We start from the raw sequence: 17,400 nt of genomic DNA on the forward strand, positions 1-17,400 counted from the left end.
AAAATAGAGGTCGATTTAATGACGCTTACACTGCTTACGGCGCTTCAGCAAGCAAGTTTGGTGGTTGTGCAGGACGTTAATAAAAATGCGTTGGCAGTGAATCAGTCAGTTGAAATTACTGGCAAAGGGCGAGAAACAGCAAGAAAGGTAAAAGATGCCGCATCTAACGTTGAGCTTATGGCCAACAACATGTCTGCGGCGGCAGAACAGCAGTCAGTTACCACACAAGAAGTAGCAAAAGACATTGTTGACGTTGAAGCTGCAGCAAAGCATGAAGTCGAGTTAGCCCAAGCGTTATCAAAATTATCCAATTTAATGAAAGAGAATAACTTGGTTCTCAACCGAACTATCGCTAATTTCACAATTGACTGAGCAATTTTCATCGCCCACTATGTCTGTCGAGTAACGTTATTAAAGCACTTGAATGCACTGATAAGGACGATAATGGCAGACATTGAAACACTTCATTCAAAAATAGTTTATGAGAACAAATGGCTTCGGGTAAGGGAAGACAAGATACGTCGAGCTAGCGGGAATGAAGGTATATACGGTGTGGTGGAGAAGCCAGATTTCGCCATTATCTTACCTATCCAAGGCGATACGGTTTTCATGGTTGAGCAATACCGCTATACCATTAAACAGCGTCAGCTTGAGCTACCGCAGGGCGCTTGGGAGGCGAATCCGGACGCTGATCCTATTGAACTCGCAAAGGGTGAACTTGAGGAAGAGACTGGGTTAATCGCAGATTCGATGGAGTACGTAGGCTTCCAATACTTAGCCTATGGGTTTTGCGACCAGGGTTATCATATATACGTAGCGAAAGGACTTACTCAAGGTAAACAGAAGCTCGACGAAGAGGAAGAAGACCTGCGCGTTGTGTCTATTACGTTTACCGAACTAAAAGAAAAAATAATCAGCGGTGATATTAAAGATGCGAGCACTTGCAACGCAGTGGGTTTAGCAATGCTTAAAGGGCTTATATAAACACTCTGTTACAATTTGCTGGCTGTTTTATTATGACTGACAAGCTAGGGTTTACCGACTTAGGTTTACTGACAATTATAAAGAGAACGCCATGGCCTTCGAGGGAAGCTTTTCCATTTTAAAATGGAATGAAGAAATACTTATAGAAAAATCAGAAGGGATAAAAACATCTCATGCAAGCATCGAGCAGTCTTATACAGGCAGCATGGTTGGAGAATCAACTATTGAATTTTTGATGTCTTATCAGGCGCCCTCGTCTGCAAAATTCACAGGCTTTGAAAATTTTATTGGTGTTATAAATGGTTTAAGAGGAACTGTAACTTTTCAACATATTGGTATGTTCGAAAATGGCGTTGCGAGTAGTGAATTCGCTTCCATAGACGGCTCGGCTACCGGTGAGTTAGTTGGGAAATCAATTACGGGTCACTTTAAGTCGGGAGAGTCTGGTAAAGCAGAATACGTCATCGAGTTGAATGAAAGGTAGGTTCTTAAAAGCGATATTACATGAATACCCATGCTGACTTCTTAGTTGGCCAATCCTATGGATGTTTAAACAACGAAATGTATCAATTTCAAAAACAAAAAACGGCGCCGTAAGGCGCCGCTAAAAGTTGGGAAACAAACCAAGAAACTACTTATTAGTTCTCAAGTAAACGAGAGCCAATTTCTATTTGACGAGGCTTCTTGGCTTCAGGAATGACTCGCTCCATATCGATATGTAATAGGCCATTTTCCATATCCGCGGCCAGTACTTTTACATGGTCGCCAAGCTGGAATTTACGCTCAAAGTTACGCTCTGAAATGCCTTTGTGTAAGAACTTACGCTCTGTGTTTTCTTTATTTTCCGCTTCCGTTTTCTTCGTGCCAGTAATGGTCAACGTGTTCTCTTCAACCTGAATTGATACGTCGTCTTTGCTAAAGCCTGCAATGGCCATGGTTACACGGTATTTGTCGTCGCCAAGTAACTCAATATTGTATGGCGGGTAAGTGCTTTGCTTCTCAGCACGAGATGCCGCATCTATAAGTGATGCTAGGTGATCAGAACCAATGAATGAACGATAAAGTGGAGATAGATCGATAGTACGCATAGTCATATCCTCAAAATTAAGCAATATGTTTAAAATTTAAATGCCCCGACTTTGCGGCGGCGGTTTTGTCGACCTGACCTTTCAGCGCCGACAAAACATATATAGGAATGGCCTAAATACTTTTCAAGGAAGAAAGGTGAATTTTTTAGAAAATAATTGCATATTTAATCTAAGTTATTGAAAAAAATAAATTATATTTGATGAAAATTTCTTTGGTAGAGATTGAACGCCGTGAGTTAGCGAAAGTTTGCTATAAAACCCTATAGAAAATAAGTGTATGCGATAATTTTTATAAAACATTTAGCAATTGTTTAACCAATCCGGTTGTTTATAAATGCTACAATTTGGTTAAGCAAAATGTCTTACCACTTTTATTTGTAAATTTAAAAAATGAAGAAAGAAGTTATAGTTTTAAATTGCGGCAGTTCGTCCGTAAAGTTCGCGATAATTGACGCTGACACTGGAGAGGCTGGACTGTCTGGTATTGCTGAAGCACTAGGTAATAGTGATGCTAGTTTGTCTTACAAGTTAAACGGCAAAAAAGAAAAACGCGCACTACCTGAAAAAGCTGGCCATACCGAAGCGTTAAGCGCAATTTCAGAAGTTATCGCTAGTACGGGCGTTAAGCCTATCGCAATAGGGCACCGTGTTGTTCATGGTGGTGAAAAGTTTAAGCAGGCTGCACTTGTCGATGATAGCGTACTCGAAGCAATTGAAGATTATGCAAGCATGGCTCCGCTTCATAATATGGCGAACCTAAAGGGGATCGTCACGGCGCAAGAGGCTTACCCTGACCTGCCTCACGTAGTCGTTTTTGACACGTCTTTCTTCCAAACATTACCAAAAAAAGCCTTTATCTATGCGTTGCCTATGTCGCTTTATCGTGAGCACGGCATTAGACGTTACGGCTTCCACGGTACCAGCCACAAGTTCATACTTGATAGCATGGCAAAAATACTTGAAAAGCCAGTTTCAGATACCAGCATAATCAGCGCGCATTTAGGCAATGGCTGCAGTGTATCGGCGATAGAAAAGGGTGTAGCGGTAGACACAAGTCTTGGGTTCATTCCCCTTGAAGGCTTAGTCATGGGCACACGCTGTGGTGATTTAGATCCAAGCCTGCCTGGCACTTTGCAGAAAAAGCTTGGGAAGACAGCAGATGAAATCAGCGACTTATTAAACAAGCAGTCTGGTTTGCTCGGTATTTCAGAGCTAAGTAACGACTGCAGAACTCTTGAAGATGCAGCGCTTGAAGGCCATGAAGGTGCATTACTGGCAATTGAAATTTTCTGTTATCGCTTAGCAAAGTACATTGCAGGTTATATGGTAGCCGTGCCAACACTAGACGCTATCGTCTTCACCGGTGGTATCGGAGAAAACTCGTCGCTTATTCGAGAAACGACTATGGGGTATTTCGCTCACTTCGGAATTAGCCTAAATGAGCAAAGAAATACCGACGCGCGATTTGGTCGAGGTGGCAAGATAACCACCGATAAATCATCAACCGCCGTATATGTTGTACCAACTAATGAAGAATGGGTAATTGCGGCTGAAGCTGCAACCTTCGCTTAAATTCAATTAGCAATGCCAATGCGTAGGTGTTGGCAATAGCAGGAGTAACTATGTCTCGCAAAATTATGTTGATCCCCGTAGGTACCAGTGTGGGCCTAACTACGGTCAGCATGGGTCTTGTTCGTGCTATCGAAGAACAAGGCATAAAGCTCAACTTCTTTAAACCCGTGGCGCAACCGCGCAAAGGTGACAACGGGGAAGAGCGTTCTACCGCAATAATTGCGCATCACGCCAGCGTATCGCCAATCGAACCGTTCGGACTTGAATACGTTGAGCGAATGATCAGTAGCGACAACACCGATGAGCTTTTAGAAGAGATCATTGAGCGCTTTGAAGAAAAAAGTGTTCATGATGCGGTGACGGTTATTGAAGGGCTAGTAACCACGCGACATCATCCTTATGCCGAGCGCCTCAATTTAGAAATTAGTCGTGCACTTGATGCAGACATCGTCTTCGTGGCGGTGCCAAGTAATGAGCCGACCACGGATATTAATCACCGTCTTGAAATCGTTGTAGACACCTATGGCGGCCACAAAAGTCAAAAAGTAGTTGGCTGTATCTTCAATAAGGTTAACGCGCCTTTTGATGAACATGGTCGACTTCGTGCCGATATCGGTGCTATAGAAGCGCCAGAGCACGACGAAGAACGTACACAGGCGCTGCGCGACTTACCTATTTTCAAGAAAGGGTTGAGTTTACTTGGCACCATCGACTGGAGTGCTGATTTAGTGTCTCCTCGCGCTACCGACGTTGCAAAGCACCTTAATGCCATTTTGCTTAACGAAGGCGAGTTGGCTGAGCGACGTTTAAGTAGCGTCACTTTTTGCGCGCGCGAAATTCACAATATGACCCACACCTTGAGGCCAGGTGCACTACTTGTGATGTCAGGCGATCGCAACGATGTTTTTGTGTCGTGCTGTTTAGCGGCGTTAAACGGCACTAAGCTAGGCGCGCTTCTACTTACTGGTGGCTATCAGCCCGATGAAAACATTATGGCGCTGTGCAGCCAAGCCATGGAAACGGGCCTGCCTGTCATGCTTGTAAACTCAAATACATGGCAAACAGCCCAAGCACTTCACGCGTTCAATCAAGAAGTACCGGTTGATGACAGCCAGCGTATTGAGAAAGTGATGGTTCACACGGCGGAGAGTTTAGACGCGAGTTGGGTTAATTCACTAACGCAAAAAGTTTCTCGCCAGAAAAAGCTATCACCGTCAGCATTTCGCTTCTATCTTACTAACCGTGCAAGACAGGTAAATAAACGCATTGTGCTACCTGAAGGTAATGAGCCAAGGACCGTTGTTGCGGCTTCTATCTGTGCTAAGCGTGGTTTAGCGCGCCCAGTACTTATTGGCGATGAAACAGAGATTCGCCGTATAGCAGAGCAGCAAGGTGTAGTACTGAGCGATGGAGTAGAAATACTTTCTCCTGGTGAGATAAAAGATGACTATGTCGAAGGTTTAGTGGCACTGCGCGGTCATAAAGGCGTTACTGAAGTAGTTGCTAAAGAGTTACTAGAAGACAACGTGACTTTAGGCACAATGATGCTTCAGCAGGATGACGTAGACGGATTAGTATCAGGTGCAGTCAATACCACTGCGAACACTATTCGCCCGGCGCTACAGTTAATTAAAACAGCTGAAAACGCCTCGTTAGTATCGTCAGTATTTTTCATGCTACTGCCTGATCAAGTTTTGGTTTACGGCGACTGTGCAATCAACCCTGACCCCAACGCACAGCAGCTAGCCGACATAGCCATTCAGTCTGCTGAATCGGCGCAGATGTTTGGCATTGAGCCACGAGTAGCTATGATCAGCTACAGTACAGGCTCGTCAGGTGCAGGCAGCGACGTAGAAAAAGTGCGTGAGGCGACTAAAATTGCGCAAGAGCTGCGCCCTGATTTACTTATCGACGGCCCGCTTCAATACGATGCTGCGGCCATTGAAAGTGTAGGTAGGAGCAAGGCACCAAACAGCCCGGTTGCGGGTAAAGCAAACGTATTCGTTTTCCCAGATTTAAATACGGGTAACACGACTTATAAAGCGGTGCAGCGTAGCTTCGACTTAGTGTGCATTGGCCCAATGCTTCAGGGAATGAGAAAACCAGTAAACGATTTGAGTCGTGGTGCGCTGGTTGATGATATTGTCTTTACCATAGCACTAACAGCAATACAGGCCGCGGGTAATTAAATTTTTGTCGGTACTTATGTTTAATGTAAACTCAAGGGCGTCCAGTAGTGGTGCCCTTGTTTTAATGTTTACTGAATGCTTTTCGAATTTAAGTGTTTAACGAACTCGTCCTTGGCCAGCGCATACCTAAAGTCTCGCTGATTGATAAACAAAGTGATTCTCCCCTAATGGAAAAGCAGTATGTGCCTTGCCTGCACCGCAATACCATTCACAACGGCTTGCTATGGTCGAAAAGAAACGCCTTTGGATGTTGGTTTGAGCATGTTTGCCAGAGTTGTCATAACATCATTCCTTGTTTGTGGAATATCACAAGCATTTTGTTGCTTACCATAGCATTTCCAATATGGAGGTGGTTTCACACTTCGTGCCTGAAAATGGAGCTGCTTTACGCGGCTTTCATGTTTTGCGTAATGGCATTACCCGACATAATAAGTATGAAGGCAACCTATACCGATACTGGTATTCAAGTAATTATTTAGTTAGTTGCTGGCTTACTTACTGACTTTTTAGCGGCCTAATGCAATTAGTCTTGGGGCAAAGCAAGAGTAAGAACGAATATGTGGTTTAACAAAAAAGCTGCATATTGAACGGCTCAAGAGGCAAAGCAGGCTTTTATACAACAAATTTGTTGTATCCAAGAACAGTTGCCTAAAACGAAAAATAATTGCATTTTTAACGCCATTCTTAGATAAAGAAACCATGGCGTGGTCGACTCTGGCTTCACGGCCCCTGATTAATTAACTTATTTTTTAAGAAGATGGTTAAGTATAAAAAGCTCTATACAGCATGCTTGTTCCTCAATTTGTTTCTTCTACCTCTTTCTACTTATGGGGTGTTGGCAGGTATAGCGTCTTATTTTTTTACTGAGACTGAAGGGGTAGTTTTGTCGTCCGATAGAGTTAGAGTGAGGACTGGAAATAGCTATGTTGATGAAGCACAAATAGAGTTCACTTACAGCGTTGACGACATTCAGTATGTTTCAGATATCGTTTCACTCAATTCGAGGCTCCAACTTAAAAATAGAACGTTTAGCGTGGAAGAGCTAAAGAAATACGGGGCTGGCAAGAAGGTGAAAGTTTTTTATCCAGCTGTTTATCCTGTTTATGGAGTGCTAGAGAAAGGTGTTAAACCAAGCACCCTTTTGATGTTTCTCATTTCGCTTCTATTACTATTTGCTGGGAGAACATTTAAAAGCAAAATAAGTGTCTAGAGAATTCTGGTCGATTCAATGGCAGAAGCAACACTGGTATAGTGAACAAAAAGGCAAAACATAAAAAACACTGCCAAACGGCAGCGTTTTAGTTTTTATTCACTGTCCAAATTACTCGCGCGTCGACTTTTCAAAACTACTGCCGCAAACAGAAGCATAATAACAATTATCCATACCCCTAAATCTTGTAGGTGATAGTACGGCGTAAACCCGGTTGTGGCCATTACCGGGGCGGTAATGCTTGCCGCTTCGAATTGTGGCAAGCGTGTTGTCACCTCGCCTTGGTGGTTTATAAAGGCCGTAATACCGTTGTTTGTTGCCCTAACAACAGGGCGACCCAACTCAAGCGCGCGCATTTGTGCTATTTGCAAATGCTGAGCTGGGCCATGGGAGTGGCCAAACCACGCATCGTTGCTCACGGTAATGATCATGTCTGTATCTTCATATACATTTGCCATTACTTGGTGAGGAAACGCAATTTCAAAACAGATAGCAGGTGCTAGGTGAATGCCATTACCTACAAGATTCGCCTGCTGATAGTCACCGCGAGAGAATGACGACATAGGCAAGTCGAAAAGGGGGGCGAGTGGGCGAAGCCAATCTTCAAAAGGAACAAACTCACCTACAGGTAACAGGTGGTGCTTCGAAAAACGGTTATTGTGGAAGTATTGGTAATCAGGATACGTAGCATCTGGCGTGCGTTTACCTAGCACAATGAGGTTGTTCCACGCTTCGTCGGTTTCCCAGTTATAGTTAACAATGCCGGTAATAAGTGCGGTGTTCTCTTGAAAGGCTCTTTCATTAACTTTAGCAAGATAAGGTTGTGCCAAAGGCTCAAGCTTAGGAACAGCCGCTTCTGGCCAGATAATCAGGTCGTTATCCCACAAGCTTTCGGTTAAATTCCAATAGGTGTCCATGGTTGGGCCATCTTGCTCCGGCACCCAACGTAAACTTTGCGCAATATTTCCCTGCGCCATGCCTACAGAATAAGTTTTGTTTGGTGTAACCCAAGTATGTTGTTTAAGCAGATAGCCACTGGTAAATAAGCACAGTGCAACCAGCACTGCGTTGGCAAAAGTTCGTTTATTATGTATTAACGCAAATAGCGTAGCACTAATAACGATAAGCGCGCTTATTCCCGTTTCGCCAATAATAGGTGCAAAGCCAGACAGCGGGCTTTCTAACTGGCTGTAGCCTAACGATAGCCATGGAAAACCACTTAACATCCAGCTTCTAAGCCACTCAGCTACAATCCAGAAAAAGGGAAGTGCCATGGGCCACAGCTGAGGTGAAAAATACTTGGCAGTGAACTTGGTGGCAAGCGCTGGATATAGCGCTAAGTAACTACAAAGTAATGACATTAAGGCGATAGAGCCGATAAGCGGTAGTCCACCAAAGTCGGCGATACTTACGTGTACCCAGCTTATTCCAGCCCCAAACCAACCTGCACCAAATAACCACCCGGCTAAAAACGGGCGATGCTCCAGCTTGATAACTTGACGTATAGCAAGTGCGAGGGCAGGAATAGTTAAAAGCCACATGTTAAATGGGGCAAAAGCGAGCGTTAAACTTGCACCGCTTAACACAAGAAGAAAGTGGGGGATAAACCGTTTCAGCATAGAAGTCATCTGATGGTGGTTGATAGAATTTATATTCACAGGGTAAGCACTTATAAGTTTGTGCTCCCCCGTGCTGAAATAAGTGCTATTTTGGTGACTTCGCTATTCCAGTGAAGGCACTGAAACCTTAAGTTGTATAAGCCGACGTTTATCAGAGTTAGTCACTTTAAACTGAACATCGCCGATGGTGATTTCATCGTTAGTTTCAGGCATATGGCCAAAGGCTTTTAGCACAATGCCACCAATGGTATCGGCTTCCTCTTCGCTAAACTTGGTCTCAAAGAACTCATTAAAATCATCAACTGGGGTTAAGGCTTTAACCGAGTATGTCGACTTATTTAATGGGCGAATATCATCGGTTCCGTCTTCTTCGGTATCGTACTCATCTTCAATTTCACCCACGATGATCTCAAGAATATCTTCAATAGTGACCAGGCCGGACACGCCGCCGTATTCGTCTACAACAATAGCCATGTGATAGCGCTGTTGGCGGAATTCCTTAAGCAAAACGTCCACGCGTTTGCTCTCTGGAACAATAACCGCAGGGCGTAGGATATCTTTTAAATTGAATTCTTTTTCTGCGTTAAAAGCAAATGCAAGAAGGTCTTTTGCAAGCAAAATACCTTCGATATGGTCTTTATCTTCACTAATAACGGGGAAACGGGAGTGAGCAGATTCAAGCATTAAAGGCAGGAATTCTTCTACCTTCTTCTCTACATCTATAGTGGTCATTTGAGCGCGAGGGATCATAATATCTCTCACTCGCATTTCATTTACCCCAATAACCCCTTCAATCATTTCGCGGGTTTGTGGGTCTATGATTTCGTTCTGTTCAGCATCAGTAATAACCGATACTAACTCTTCTTTACTTCTCGGCTCGCCAGAAATTGAATTTTTTAGTTTATCTAACCAACTCTTGCCTGATGAGCCGTTGGTAGAGTGAGGATTATCGTCGCTCATAATGTCCGTTTAATTGTTAGTTCAACGCCAACGTTAAAATGGTTCTCGCTGGTCGTCAATGTTTTATTGTTATTAAGTGTTAAAGTACTTAACTAACAATGGTTTATATTGAATTGTTAATCAATAGATTCGTAAGGATTAGCAATGCCAAGGTGCGCAAGAATATCAATCTCTTTGCTTTCCATTTCCTCAGCTTCCGCATCATCAATATGGTCGTAACCCATTAAATGCAATAGCCCGTGAACCGTCATGTGCGCGTAGTGGTCGCTAACTCTTTTCTGCTGTTCTTCGGCTTCGCGGCTTATAACTGGCGCACAGATAACGAGGTCGCCTAATAAGTTGATTTCAACGCCGGGAGGCGCTTCAAAGGGAAACGAAAGCACGTTTGTTGGTTTATCTTTCCCTCTGTATTCATGGTTAAGGCTTTGACTTTCGGCTTCGTCAGTAAAGCGAATGGTCACTTCTTGCTCTGTTAACCCTTCGTACTTGAGCACGGCGTTAGCCCAAAGCTCAAGTTCCGAAGGTGAGGGAATGGCCGACAAAATGGCCTCGTCACCTTCAAACGCTTGCTGTACATCAATAATGGCGGTCATGATGCGTTGTCGTCTTTCGTTTGCGTCGAGCTATCGTTTTGAGAAGCCTGCTCACGTTGAAGTCGTAACGCTTCTTCTTTACGTGCTTTGCGAAGGCGTTCTTGCTCAGCGTCGTGCACTTCATAGGCTCTAACAATACGTGCAACCACAGGGTGGCGCACCACGTCTTCAGCGTTAAAGAAGTTAAATGAAATGTCATCCACTTCACTTAACACTTCAATAGCATGACGAAGACCTGATTTTGCACCGCGAGGTAAGTCTACCTGTGTGATGTCGCCAGTTATTACCGCTTTCGAATTAAAGCCAATACGGGTTAAGAACATTTTCATTTGCTCTACCGTGGTGTTCTGGCTTTCATCTAAAATAATAAAGGCGTCGTTGAGTGTTCGACCGCGCATATAGGCCAGCGGTGCAACTTCAATGACGTTGCGTTCCATAAGCTTTTCTACTTTCTCGAAGCCCAACATTTCAAATAGGGCGTCGTAAAGCGGACGAAGGTAAGGGTCAACTTTTTGTGAAAGGTCGCCGGGCAAGAAACCGAGCTTTTCACCCGCTTCTACCGCAGGGCGGGTAAGCAAAATGCGGCGAATTTCTTGTCGCTCAAGAGCGTCCACAGCAGCAGCGACGGCTAGGTAGGTTTTACCCGTACCAGCAGGTCCAATACCAAAAGTAATATCGTGGTTTACAATGTTCGCCACATATTGCGCTTGGTTAGGATTGCGCGGCTTAATCACACCGCGCTTGGTCTTAATATTGACTTCTTTGCCGTAGCCGCCGGTTGCGTCTTTTTCAATAACGCGGGCTTCTTGAATGGCAAGATGAACTTGTTCTGCTTCTAGCTCGGGAATACGGCCCTTAATAGGCTGAGTTTCTATGTAAAGAAGCTTAAGTAATTCGCTGGCACTTTTTATTTGCTGCGGTTCACCCAACACCTTGAATGCGTTATTGCGGTAGGTAATCTCTACGCCTAACCTGCGCTCAATTTGTTTAATGTTGTCATCAAAGGGGCCACATAAACTCGACAAACGTTTGCTATCTGCCGGTTCTAATTCAAATTCGTTACTAACCAATGTACTCAAGCTACTTTTTTCCTCGCTATAAAATGTGTTTAGGCTGGGTTAAATTGACCCACGCCAAGCTCATCGGGCAAATCTGCCTGATGCTTTGCCATGATAGATTGGGGCGAAACGGCAACACGCAAGCCCATTTCGCTCTCTCTGCGCACAACTTCACCACGTAGTGAGTTAGTGAATACGTCAGTGATGTTCACGTCAACGAATTCGCCAATCATGTCAGGCGTACCTTCAAAGTTCACTACACGGTTATTTTCAGTACGTCCCGAAAGCTCCATTGGGTTTTTCTTTGACGGACCTTCAACCAAAATACGCTGCTCTGTGCCAACCATGTGACGAGCAATACGAAGGGCCTGTTGCGTAATACGCTGCTGTAGTAGGTGAAGACGTTGCTTCTTAGTTTCTTCACTTACGTCATCTACTGCGTCGGCAGCAGGCGTACCCGGGCGAGCACTGTAAATAAAGCTGAAGCTAAGGTCGTAATCGACAGCCTGAATCAAATCCATGGTGGCTTCAAAGTCGGCATCTGTTTCACCTGGGAAACCAATAATGAAGTCGCTCGACAAACTAATGTTCGGGCGAATTTTCTTCAGCTTACGCATTTTAGACTTGTATTCGATTGCTGTATGGCCACGCTTCATCAAGTTCAATATACGGTCAGAGCCGCTTTGAACAGGCAAATGGAGGTGGTCTACTAACTCCGGAATAGACGCGTATGCTTCTATAATGTCATCAGTAAATTCAACCGGGTGTGAGGTGGTGTAACGAATTCTGTCGATACCGTCGATGGCCGCTACCAATTCAAGCAGCTCAGAGAAACGACAAATTGTACCGTCGTAATTTTCACCGCGATACGCGTTAACGTTTTGACCTAGAAGATTGACTTCACGCACGCCTTGACCTGCAAGCTGAGCGATTTCAAGCAACACGTCGTCAACAGGACGGCTTACTTCTTCACCGCGGGTGTAAGGCACAACACAGAATGTGCAGTATTTTGAACAGCCTTCCATGATTGAAACGAACGCCGTTGGACCTTCAGCACGTGGTTCAGGCAAACGGTCAAATTTTTCAATTTCCGGGAAGCTAACGTCAATCACTGACTTTGCGCCGCCCTGAAGTTCGTTGATCATTTCAGGCAAACGATGCAGTGTTTGTGGACCGAATACTAAGTCTACGAACGGTGCACGCTGACGAATGGTATCGCCTTCTTGTGAGGCTACACAGCCGCCCACACCAATAATAAGTTCAGGTTTATCTTGCTTAAGTGTTTTCCAACGTCCTAGCTGGTGGAACACCTTTTCCTGTGCTTTTTCACGAATAGAGCAGGTGTTAAGCAAGATAACATCGGCTTCTTCAGCACTTTCAGCAGCACTGTAGCCATGTGTTGAGTCTAGTAAGTCTGCCATTTTCTCCGAGTCATACTCGTTCATTTGGCAGCCCCAGGTTTTGATATACAGCTTTTTAGTCATAACAACTATTCGATAACCTGTTAGTGTTCCTGTAAGTGAGAGCAGTTTCACCGTTGTTTAGAAAAGGTGGCTGCCAGAATGTTGTTTTACGTGAGGCGCTTAAATCACCACGTAAAAAAACACTGATAATGTCAGTTACAGGAAGATGTTCAAAATAGCCGCATATTTTACCTGTTATGCAAGCATATTCCCAGTATCTTGAGACGATTCGTTAAGAATTGATCTAGGGCAAGCCGGTTCTACGTTTTACTTCACAGTGCTTTGTGTTTTAAGACATAATGCAACTGCGTGTTTTAAGGAGAATTAATGGTCGATTTTTGTATAAATGGCGGCGGTATGGTCGGTGCGGCGCTTGCGTTGGGGCTTGCTCAACAGCAGTTTAGAGTAGCGGTAATAGAGCCGTATTTACCGGAACCTTTTAACCCCGAGAAGGGGCCAGACTTAAGGGTTTCAGCTATCAGCGAAGCATCGGTGACTCTACTAAAAGCCCTTGGCGCATGGGACCACATTGCCGCCATGCGCGTAAAACCATACACTGGTCTTAGCGTGTGGGACGACCCAGCCCATCGAACAGACTTTACCGCACAAAGTATCGACATGCCCCAATTAGGCTTTTTTGTGGAAAACCGATTATTGCAACTGGGGTGCCACCACGCATTAAAGCAGTTTGACAATGTTGAGCTCATTACCGGACAATCGGTGCAAGATATTCACTTAACGAATACGGCTAAGGTCAGTCTTTCGAATGGCAGAACCATTGAAGCCAAATGGCTTGTTGGCGCCGATGGTGCAAACTCTCAGGTAAGAAAGGCGGCGGGCATTGGCACCACAGGTTGGCAATATGCGCAGCAGGCGATGGGGATCACTATAAAGATGGAGAACGCCGTTGAACCTGTAACCTGGCAACAGTTTACATCGAGTGGCCCTAAAGCCTTTTTACCTATGTTTGATAACTACGCTTCGCTAGTTTGGTATGACTCGCCTGACGAACTCAAACGGATTAAAAGTTTAAAAGCAAACCAACTTGAAAGTGAAATTCTTAAAACGTTTCCAGACGAATTGACCAGAAATGGCAATAGCTTTTCAGTTATTGATAAAGCGATTTTTCCGCTTACCCGTTCTCATGCCAATCATTATGTGAAAGGCTGTTGTACGTTGGTTGGTGATGCAGCACACACCATCAATCCCCTTGCTGGGCAGGGTGTTAACTTAGGGTTTAAAGACGTAGAAGCGTTTCTTTCTGTAAGTTCAGAGTTTAAACCTAATGGCAGCGACAGCTTATTATCAGGAAACGACAACGCATTTTCGCACAGGCTTATTAGCAACTATGAGAGGCCTCGTAAACGAGATAACTTGGTGATGATGACGGCAATGGATGGTTTTTATACCTTGTTTAGCAATGACGTTGCCCCCATAAAATGGATGAGAAATCAGCTTCTTTCTGTGGCGCAGCGTATAGAGCCTGCTAAACAAGAAGTGCTCAAGTATGCGATAGGGTTGCGATAATGGAAGTGTTAATTTTACTGGCGGTATTGTTTGGTGCACTGGCATTGATTATATCGCTTATAGAGCGTTCTAAAATGCGAATCAGTAACGAGGATGCTGCGAAATGGGCTAAGTGGATTTGGCCCTTAATGGGGATTTTGCTTATCGCCCAGTTGTTGCGGTTACTGTTCTCTTAGCTGCTGCTTAGGTTTAAAAAGTCACAAAATCTAGCCACTTGCCGAACTCAAATCAATTCACTTTTTCAAAGGTTCAAAGGAATGACCGTACAATTTTCGCAAGGGTTCTCCAATCAATGTCCGTGGGTTAATCTAAAAGGCTATAGCCTTTATTATATTTGGCAAGGGCATCCAGCAGACGAAGGTGAAAAACACTTTTATCAGTTGAAAAGTAAACCTGACCCTGAAAAGGTTGAGGTGATGTCTGCCTGCTGGGATGGCTATACAGGCAGTTACCAGTTAAGTGCCGAAGGAAGCCTTATTCTCACTCGATTTCATTACTTCCTCCCCAACGGGTTGGGGGAGTCCGATACCTTACTTGAGGAGTTACACGGCGACTTTTACTTAGAATTTAGAACCCACTTTGAAGGCGATCAGCTATATGTACCGTTTGCTGATGGTAAAGTGACTGTTGACCAGGAACAGTGGGTTGAGGTAAAGCGAGCCTACGTTAATCTGAAAACGGACAAAAATGGTTTTTCCACTTGGTTTAATCGGTTTATTCCGAGCCGCTTAGTTAAGTAAACCAGGGCTCATCCAACTGGTTTCACGGCAATTTTCATGAAATGCGCTGCGTCAGTTTTTGTAAGCCTTCATCTACATTAATGTGTTTGTTGTGGCCATTGTCCTTTCAAATCGATAATGACTTTGTCTATCATCTTAATAGTTGTTTGATTATCGTCTTGCAGTAAGGCAAACGCTCGTAAGCCAACGAACTGATTTTGAAGCCACTCTGCGGCTGTTGACGTTGGCGTATATTCAGGCAGCTCACCTTTTTCGATACAGGCTTCAATAATATTTCTAAAACCAGCCTTGAGGGTTTGCATGCTCTCAAGTACAGCTTTTTTGGCAATATCACCAATGAGTTCTAATTCTGCAATAGACTTAACCAGCAAGCACTGGCGCATGTAGCGTTGCTCGTCGGGACCAGTTAATGCTGTTTCAAAAAAGTGGTAAAGAGCATCTAAAGGCGATCGAGCTTCTGTGACTTGCTTTAAACGCTTTGCACTGTTGTCAGCATAATGCTCAACAACAAGTTTGAATAAGCCTTCTTTGCTTTGAAAGCGCGCATAAATACTACCCGGGCGCATATCCAATGCCTGCTGAATATCACGCATGCCAGCCGCCTGAAAGCCTCGCTGCCAAAAAAGCGTAGTGGCTTTTTCTATAATCTCATCGTGGTCATATCTCATCGCTGCATACCTTATACGTGAATGTTTTGAACATATGTTCAATTATCACGTGAACGATCGTTCAAGTAAACCTATTATTATTGGCATACGAGCTGTAAGTAGCGCAAAGCGTTGCTTGCAGTTTTTGATCACATCAATAGGAGAGTGACATGAGCGATTTTACTTTACACACGAAAGAGAGTGCGCCAGAAGCAGCGAAGCCTTTACTTGATAATTCGCAAGCAGCATTTGGAATGATTCCAAATCTACATGCAGTAATGGCAGAAGCGCCGACTTTGCTTGAAGGCTATCAAGTGCTGCATAAACTAGCGCAAGAAACATCGTTCAATGCAGAAGAGTTAACGGTGGTTTGGCAGGCAGTGAATGTAGAGCACGCGTGTCATTACTGCGTTCCAGCGCATACGGGTATTGCTAAGAGTATGAAAGTGCGCGATGACCTAATTGAAGCGTTGCGAAACGATGAAACACTGTCTGACAGCAAATTGAATATGCTTAAAGAAACTGTGCTGGCTGTAACTCGCGGGCGAGGTAATGTTGATAATGCGCAGCTTGACGCATTTTACAGCGCTGGTTACAAGCATCAGCAGTTGTTAGAAATCATACTTATATTGGCGCAAAAAATGATGAGTAATTATACCAATCATTTGGCCGATACGCCTGTAGACGAACCTTTCAAAAAATTTGATTGGTCGCCTAAATAATCATTTGATAGCTCTTTTAAAACGGAAGCAAGGCTTCCGTTTTTTGTTGCTGGCTTAAACGCTTGCGAGCAATCTCGCAAAAACTGAATAGCAGTAAGCTACACAGTGTGTAGATAAAAAGCGCAAACAGCATTTTCCTATTCAAAATACGACTATTAAGACGCTAAGGGCAGCTGCGGGCTTAATTCTTCTACGGTTTCCATTGCAACTAACTCTTCGTATCCCTTTTGCTGCAACAGTGTTTTCAAATCGTCGCAATTACTGCATTTATTTTGTTTAGCGATAGCCACTGCTTCGATGAAACACGATAGGTGAGTTATAGATTGTGTTTGTGTCATGGTCTACTTCACTTTTGATTTTACGTAAGTTCGTTGCTTCCATTTTTATTGGAATTACTTTGGCTTAGCCTGAAGTCACTAATGTGACGCTAGCATTACGCTTTTATGAAAAATGAGGATGAAAAGTTCAGAATACCTTGAAATGTATATACATGGGATATACATTTAAAATTCGAATAATGTGGTAGTACTTGCAGATTGTCATTGAACGACATACTGCACGTATTGGTATTTGCAAGGATTTAAGGTGTCTGAAAAAAACAAAAAGAAGAAAAAGAATAGTCAGATGATTATTCGAATCAACGACGAAGAACGTGCCCAGTTTATCGCGTTATGCGAAGACCTAGACACTTCTGCTGCTCGTGAAGTTAGGCACTTTATTCGAGAATTCATTGCCAAACACGGCGATCAATAGCGGCTTTGCTAAACGTTATGTGAGTGAGGCGGACACTACAAATAAAGATAAGGATTTACATCATGGCTAAGAAAAAAGAGTTAAAAAAAGCGATTAAAGCAACTAAGGCGAAAATTTCTAAGCAAGAAGGTAAGCTGAAAAAGCTTAAGAAGAAGCTTAAAAAAGCATAAGTGTCTATTTGGCATTCCTTGGTGCAAAAATTAGTATGAAAGGCGCTCTGAATGGAGCGCTTTTTTGTTTGATGTAGAGACTGTAACTAATTTTGTGTAACTGCC

17 protein-coding genes and 1 pseudogene are annotated in these 17,400 nt (G+C 43.8%); 10 read left to right on the top strand and 8 right to left on the bottom strand.

All coding sequences use genetic code 11. The features are described 5' to 3' along the window. The 3 genes and pseudogenes from ACX5KA_RS03330 to ACX5KA_RS03340 all read left to right on the top strand — a co-directional run. A pseudogene (locus ACX5KA_RS03330) lies at nt 1-372 on the top strand (methyl-accepting chemotaxis protein); the annotation flags it as partial. Nucleotides 373-444: 72 nt separating this feature from the next. Continuing rightward, a complete protein-coding gene (locus tag ACX5KA_RS03335) occupies nt 445-984 on the top strand; it encodes an NUDIX domain-containing protein (RefSeq protein WP_458730398.1) in 540 nt (179 codons plus the stop codon). A gap of 91 nt (nt 985-1,075) precedes the next feature. Beyond that, the gene (locus tag ACX5KA_RS03340) at nt 1,076-1,468 is read left to right on the top strand and encodes a DUF3224 domain-containing protein (RefSeq protein ID WP_458730399.1); all 393 of its coding nucleotides are present in this window, start codon (nt 1,076-1,078) and stop codon (nt 1,466-1,468) included. 154 nt (nt 1,469-1,622) lie between these two features. Here ACX5KA_RS03340 and ACX5KA_RS03345 read toward each other — a convergent pair whose 3' ends face one another. After that, nucleotides 1,623-2,072, bottom strand: a complete 450-nt coding sequence (locus ACX5KA_RS03345) for an Hsp20 family protein (RefSeq protein ID WP_039216255.1) — start codon at nt 2,070-2,072, stop codon at nt 1,623-1,625. Between the two features lie 390 nt (nt 2,073-2,462). Between ACX5KA_RS03345 and ACX5KA_RS03350 the strand changes: the two genes are divergently transcribed. Continuing rightward, on the top strand, nt 2,463-3,644 hold the full coding sequence (locus ACX5KA_RS03350) for an acetate kinase (protein ID WP_239246220.1): 1,182 nt from the start codon (nt 2,463-2,465) through the stop codon (nt 3,642-3,644). Nucleotides 3,645-3,694: 50 nt separating this feature from the next. Continuing rightward, a complete protein-coding gene (gene pta, locus ACX5KA_RS03355; RefSeq protein ID WP_458730400.1) occupies nt 3,695-5,833 on the top strand; it encodes a phosphate acetyltransferase in 2,139 nt (712 codons plus the stop codon). 1,305 nt (nt 5,834-7,138) lie between these two features. Here the strand turns inward: pta and lnt are convergent. From lnt to miaB, 5 genes are all read right to left on the bottom strand, one after another. Continuing rightward, nucleotides 7,139-8,662: an apolipoprotein N-acyltransferase gene (lnt, locus tag ACX5KA_RS03360; RefSeq protein ID WP_458730409.1), complete on the bottom strand. Its 1,524-nt coding sequence runs from the start codon at nt 8,660-8,662 to the stop codon at nt 7,139-7,141. Between the two features lie 102 nt (nt 8,663-8,764). Continuing rightward, complete coding sequence (gene corC / locus ACX5KA_RS03365; protein WP_458730401.1) at nt 8,765-9,622, bottom strand: CNNM family magnesium/cobalt transport protein CorC; 858 nt, start codon at nt 9,620-9,622, stop codon at nt 8,765-8,767. Nucleotides 9,623-9,738: 116 nt separating this feature from the next. After that, nucleotides 9,739-10,215 carry an rRNA maturation RNase YbeY gene (gene ybeY, locus ACX5KA_RS03370; protein ID WP_458730402.1) on the bottom strand — a complete coding sequence of 159 codons (477 nt, stop codon included), beginning with the start codon at nt 10,213-10,215 and terminating at the stop codon, nt 9,739-9,741. After that, nucleotides 10,212-11,294, bottom strand: a complete 1,083-nt coding sequence (locus ACX5KA_RS03375; RefSeq protein ID WP_458730403.1) for a PhoH family protein — start codon at nt 11,292-11,294, stop codon at nt 10,212-10,214. The genes ybeY and ACX5KA_RS03375 overlap by 4 nt, the downstream gene beginning before the upstream one ends. 29 nt (nt 11,295-11,323) lie before the next feature. Then, entirely contained in the window at nt 11,324-12,757 is a 1,434-nt protein-coding gene (miaB, locus tag ACX5KA_RS03380) for a tRNA (N6-isopentenyl adenosine(37)-C2)-methylthiotransferase MiaB (protein WP_156078169.1), read from the bottom strand. A 306-nt stretch (nt 12,758-13,063) separates the two neighbouring features. Here miaB and ACX5KA_RS03385 point away from each other — a divergent pair, with 306 nt between their 5' ends. The 3 genes from ACX5KA_RS03385 (at nt 13,064) to ACX5KA_RS03395 (ending at nt 15,003) form a co-directional block, all read left to right on the top strand. Next, the gene (locus ACX5KA_RS03385; RefSeq protein ID WP_458730404.1) at nt 13,064-14,263 is read left to right on the top strand and encodes an FAD-dependent monooxygenase; all 1,200 of its coding nucleotides are present in this window, start codon (nt 13,064-13,066) and stop codon (nt 14,261-14,263) included. Beyond that, a complete protein-coding gene (locus tag ACX5KA_RS03390) occupies nt 14,263-14,439 on the top strand; it encodes a hypothetical protein (RefSeq protein WP_458730405.1) in 177 nt (58 codons plus the stop codon). Before ACX5KA_RS03385 ends, ACX5KA_RS03390 begins: the two co-directional genes overlap by 1 nt. 81 nt (nt 14,440-14,520) lie before the next feature. After that, nucleotides 14,521-15,003, top strand: a complete 483-nt coding sequence (locus tag ACX5KA_RS03395) for a hypothetical protein (RefSeq protein WP_458730406.1) — start codon at nt 14,521-14,523, stop codon at nt 15,001-15,003. A gap of 77 nt (nt 15,004-15,080) precedes the next feature. Here the strand turns inward: ACX5KA_RS03395 and ACX5KA_RS03400 are convergent, their stop codons facing one another. Continuing rightward, entirely contained in the window at nt 15,081-15,671 is a 591-nt protein-coding gene (locus tag ACX5KA_RS03400; RefSeq protein WP_458730407.1) for a TetR/AcrR family transcriptional regulator, read from the bottom strand. Between the two features lie 149 nt (nt 15,672-15,820). On the opposite strand from ACX5KA_RS03400, the gene ACX5KA_RS03405 reads away from it, so the two are divergent. Continuing rightward, on the top strand, nt 15,821-16,372 hold the full coding sequence (locus ACX5KA_RS03405) for a carboxymuconolactone decarboxylase family protein (protein ID WP_458730408.1): 552 nt from the start codon (nt 15,821-15,823) through the stop codon (nt 16,370-16,372). 155 nt (nt 16,373-16,527) lie between these two features. Here the strand turns inward: ACX5KA_RS03405 and ACX5KA_RS03410 are convergent, their stop codons facing one another. After that, nucleotides 16,528-16,710, bottom strand: a complete 183-nt coding sequence (locus ACX5KA_RS03410) for a hypothetical protein (RefSeq protein ID WP_014976139.1) — start codon at nt 16,708-16,710, stop codon at nt 16,528-16,530. A gap of 247 nt (nt 16,711-16,957) precedes the next feature. Between ACX5KA_RS03410 and ACX5KA_RS03415 the strand changes: the two genes are divergently transcribed. Continuing rightward, entirely contained in the window at nt 16,958-17,125 is a 168-nt protein-coding gene (locus ACX5KA_RS03415; protein ID WP_167334061.1) for a hypothetical protein, read from the top strand. The last annotated feature ends 275 nt before the right edge of the window (nt 17,126-17,400 follow it).

It is taken from the genome of Alteromonas alvinellae (genome assembly GCF_902705805.1).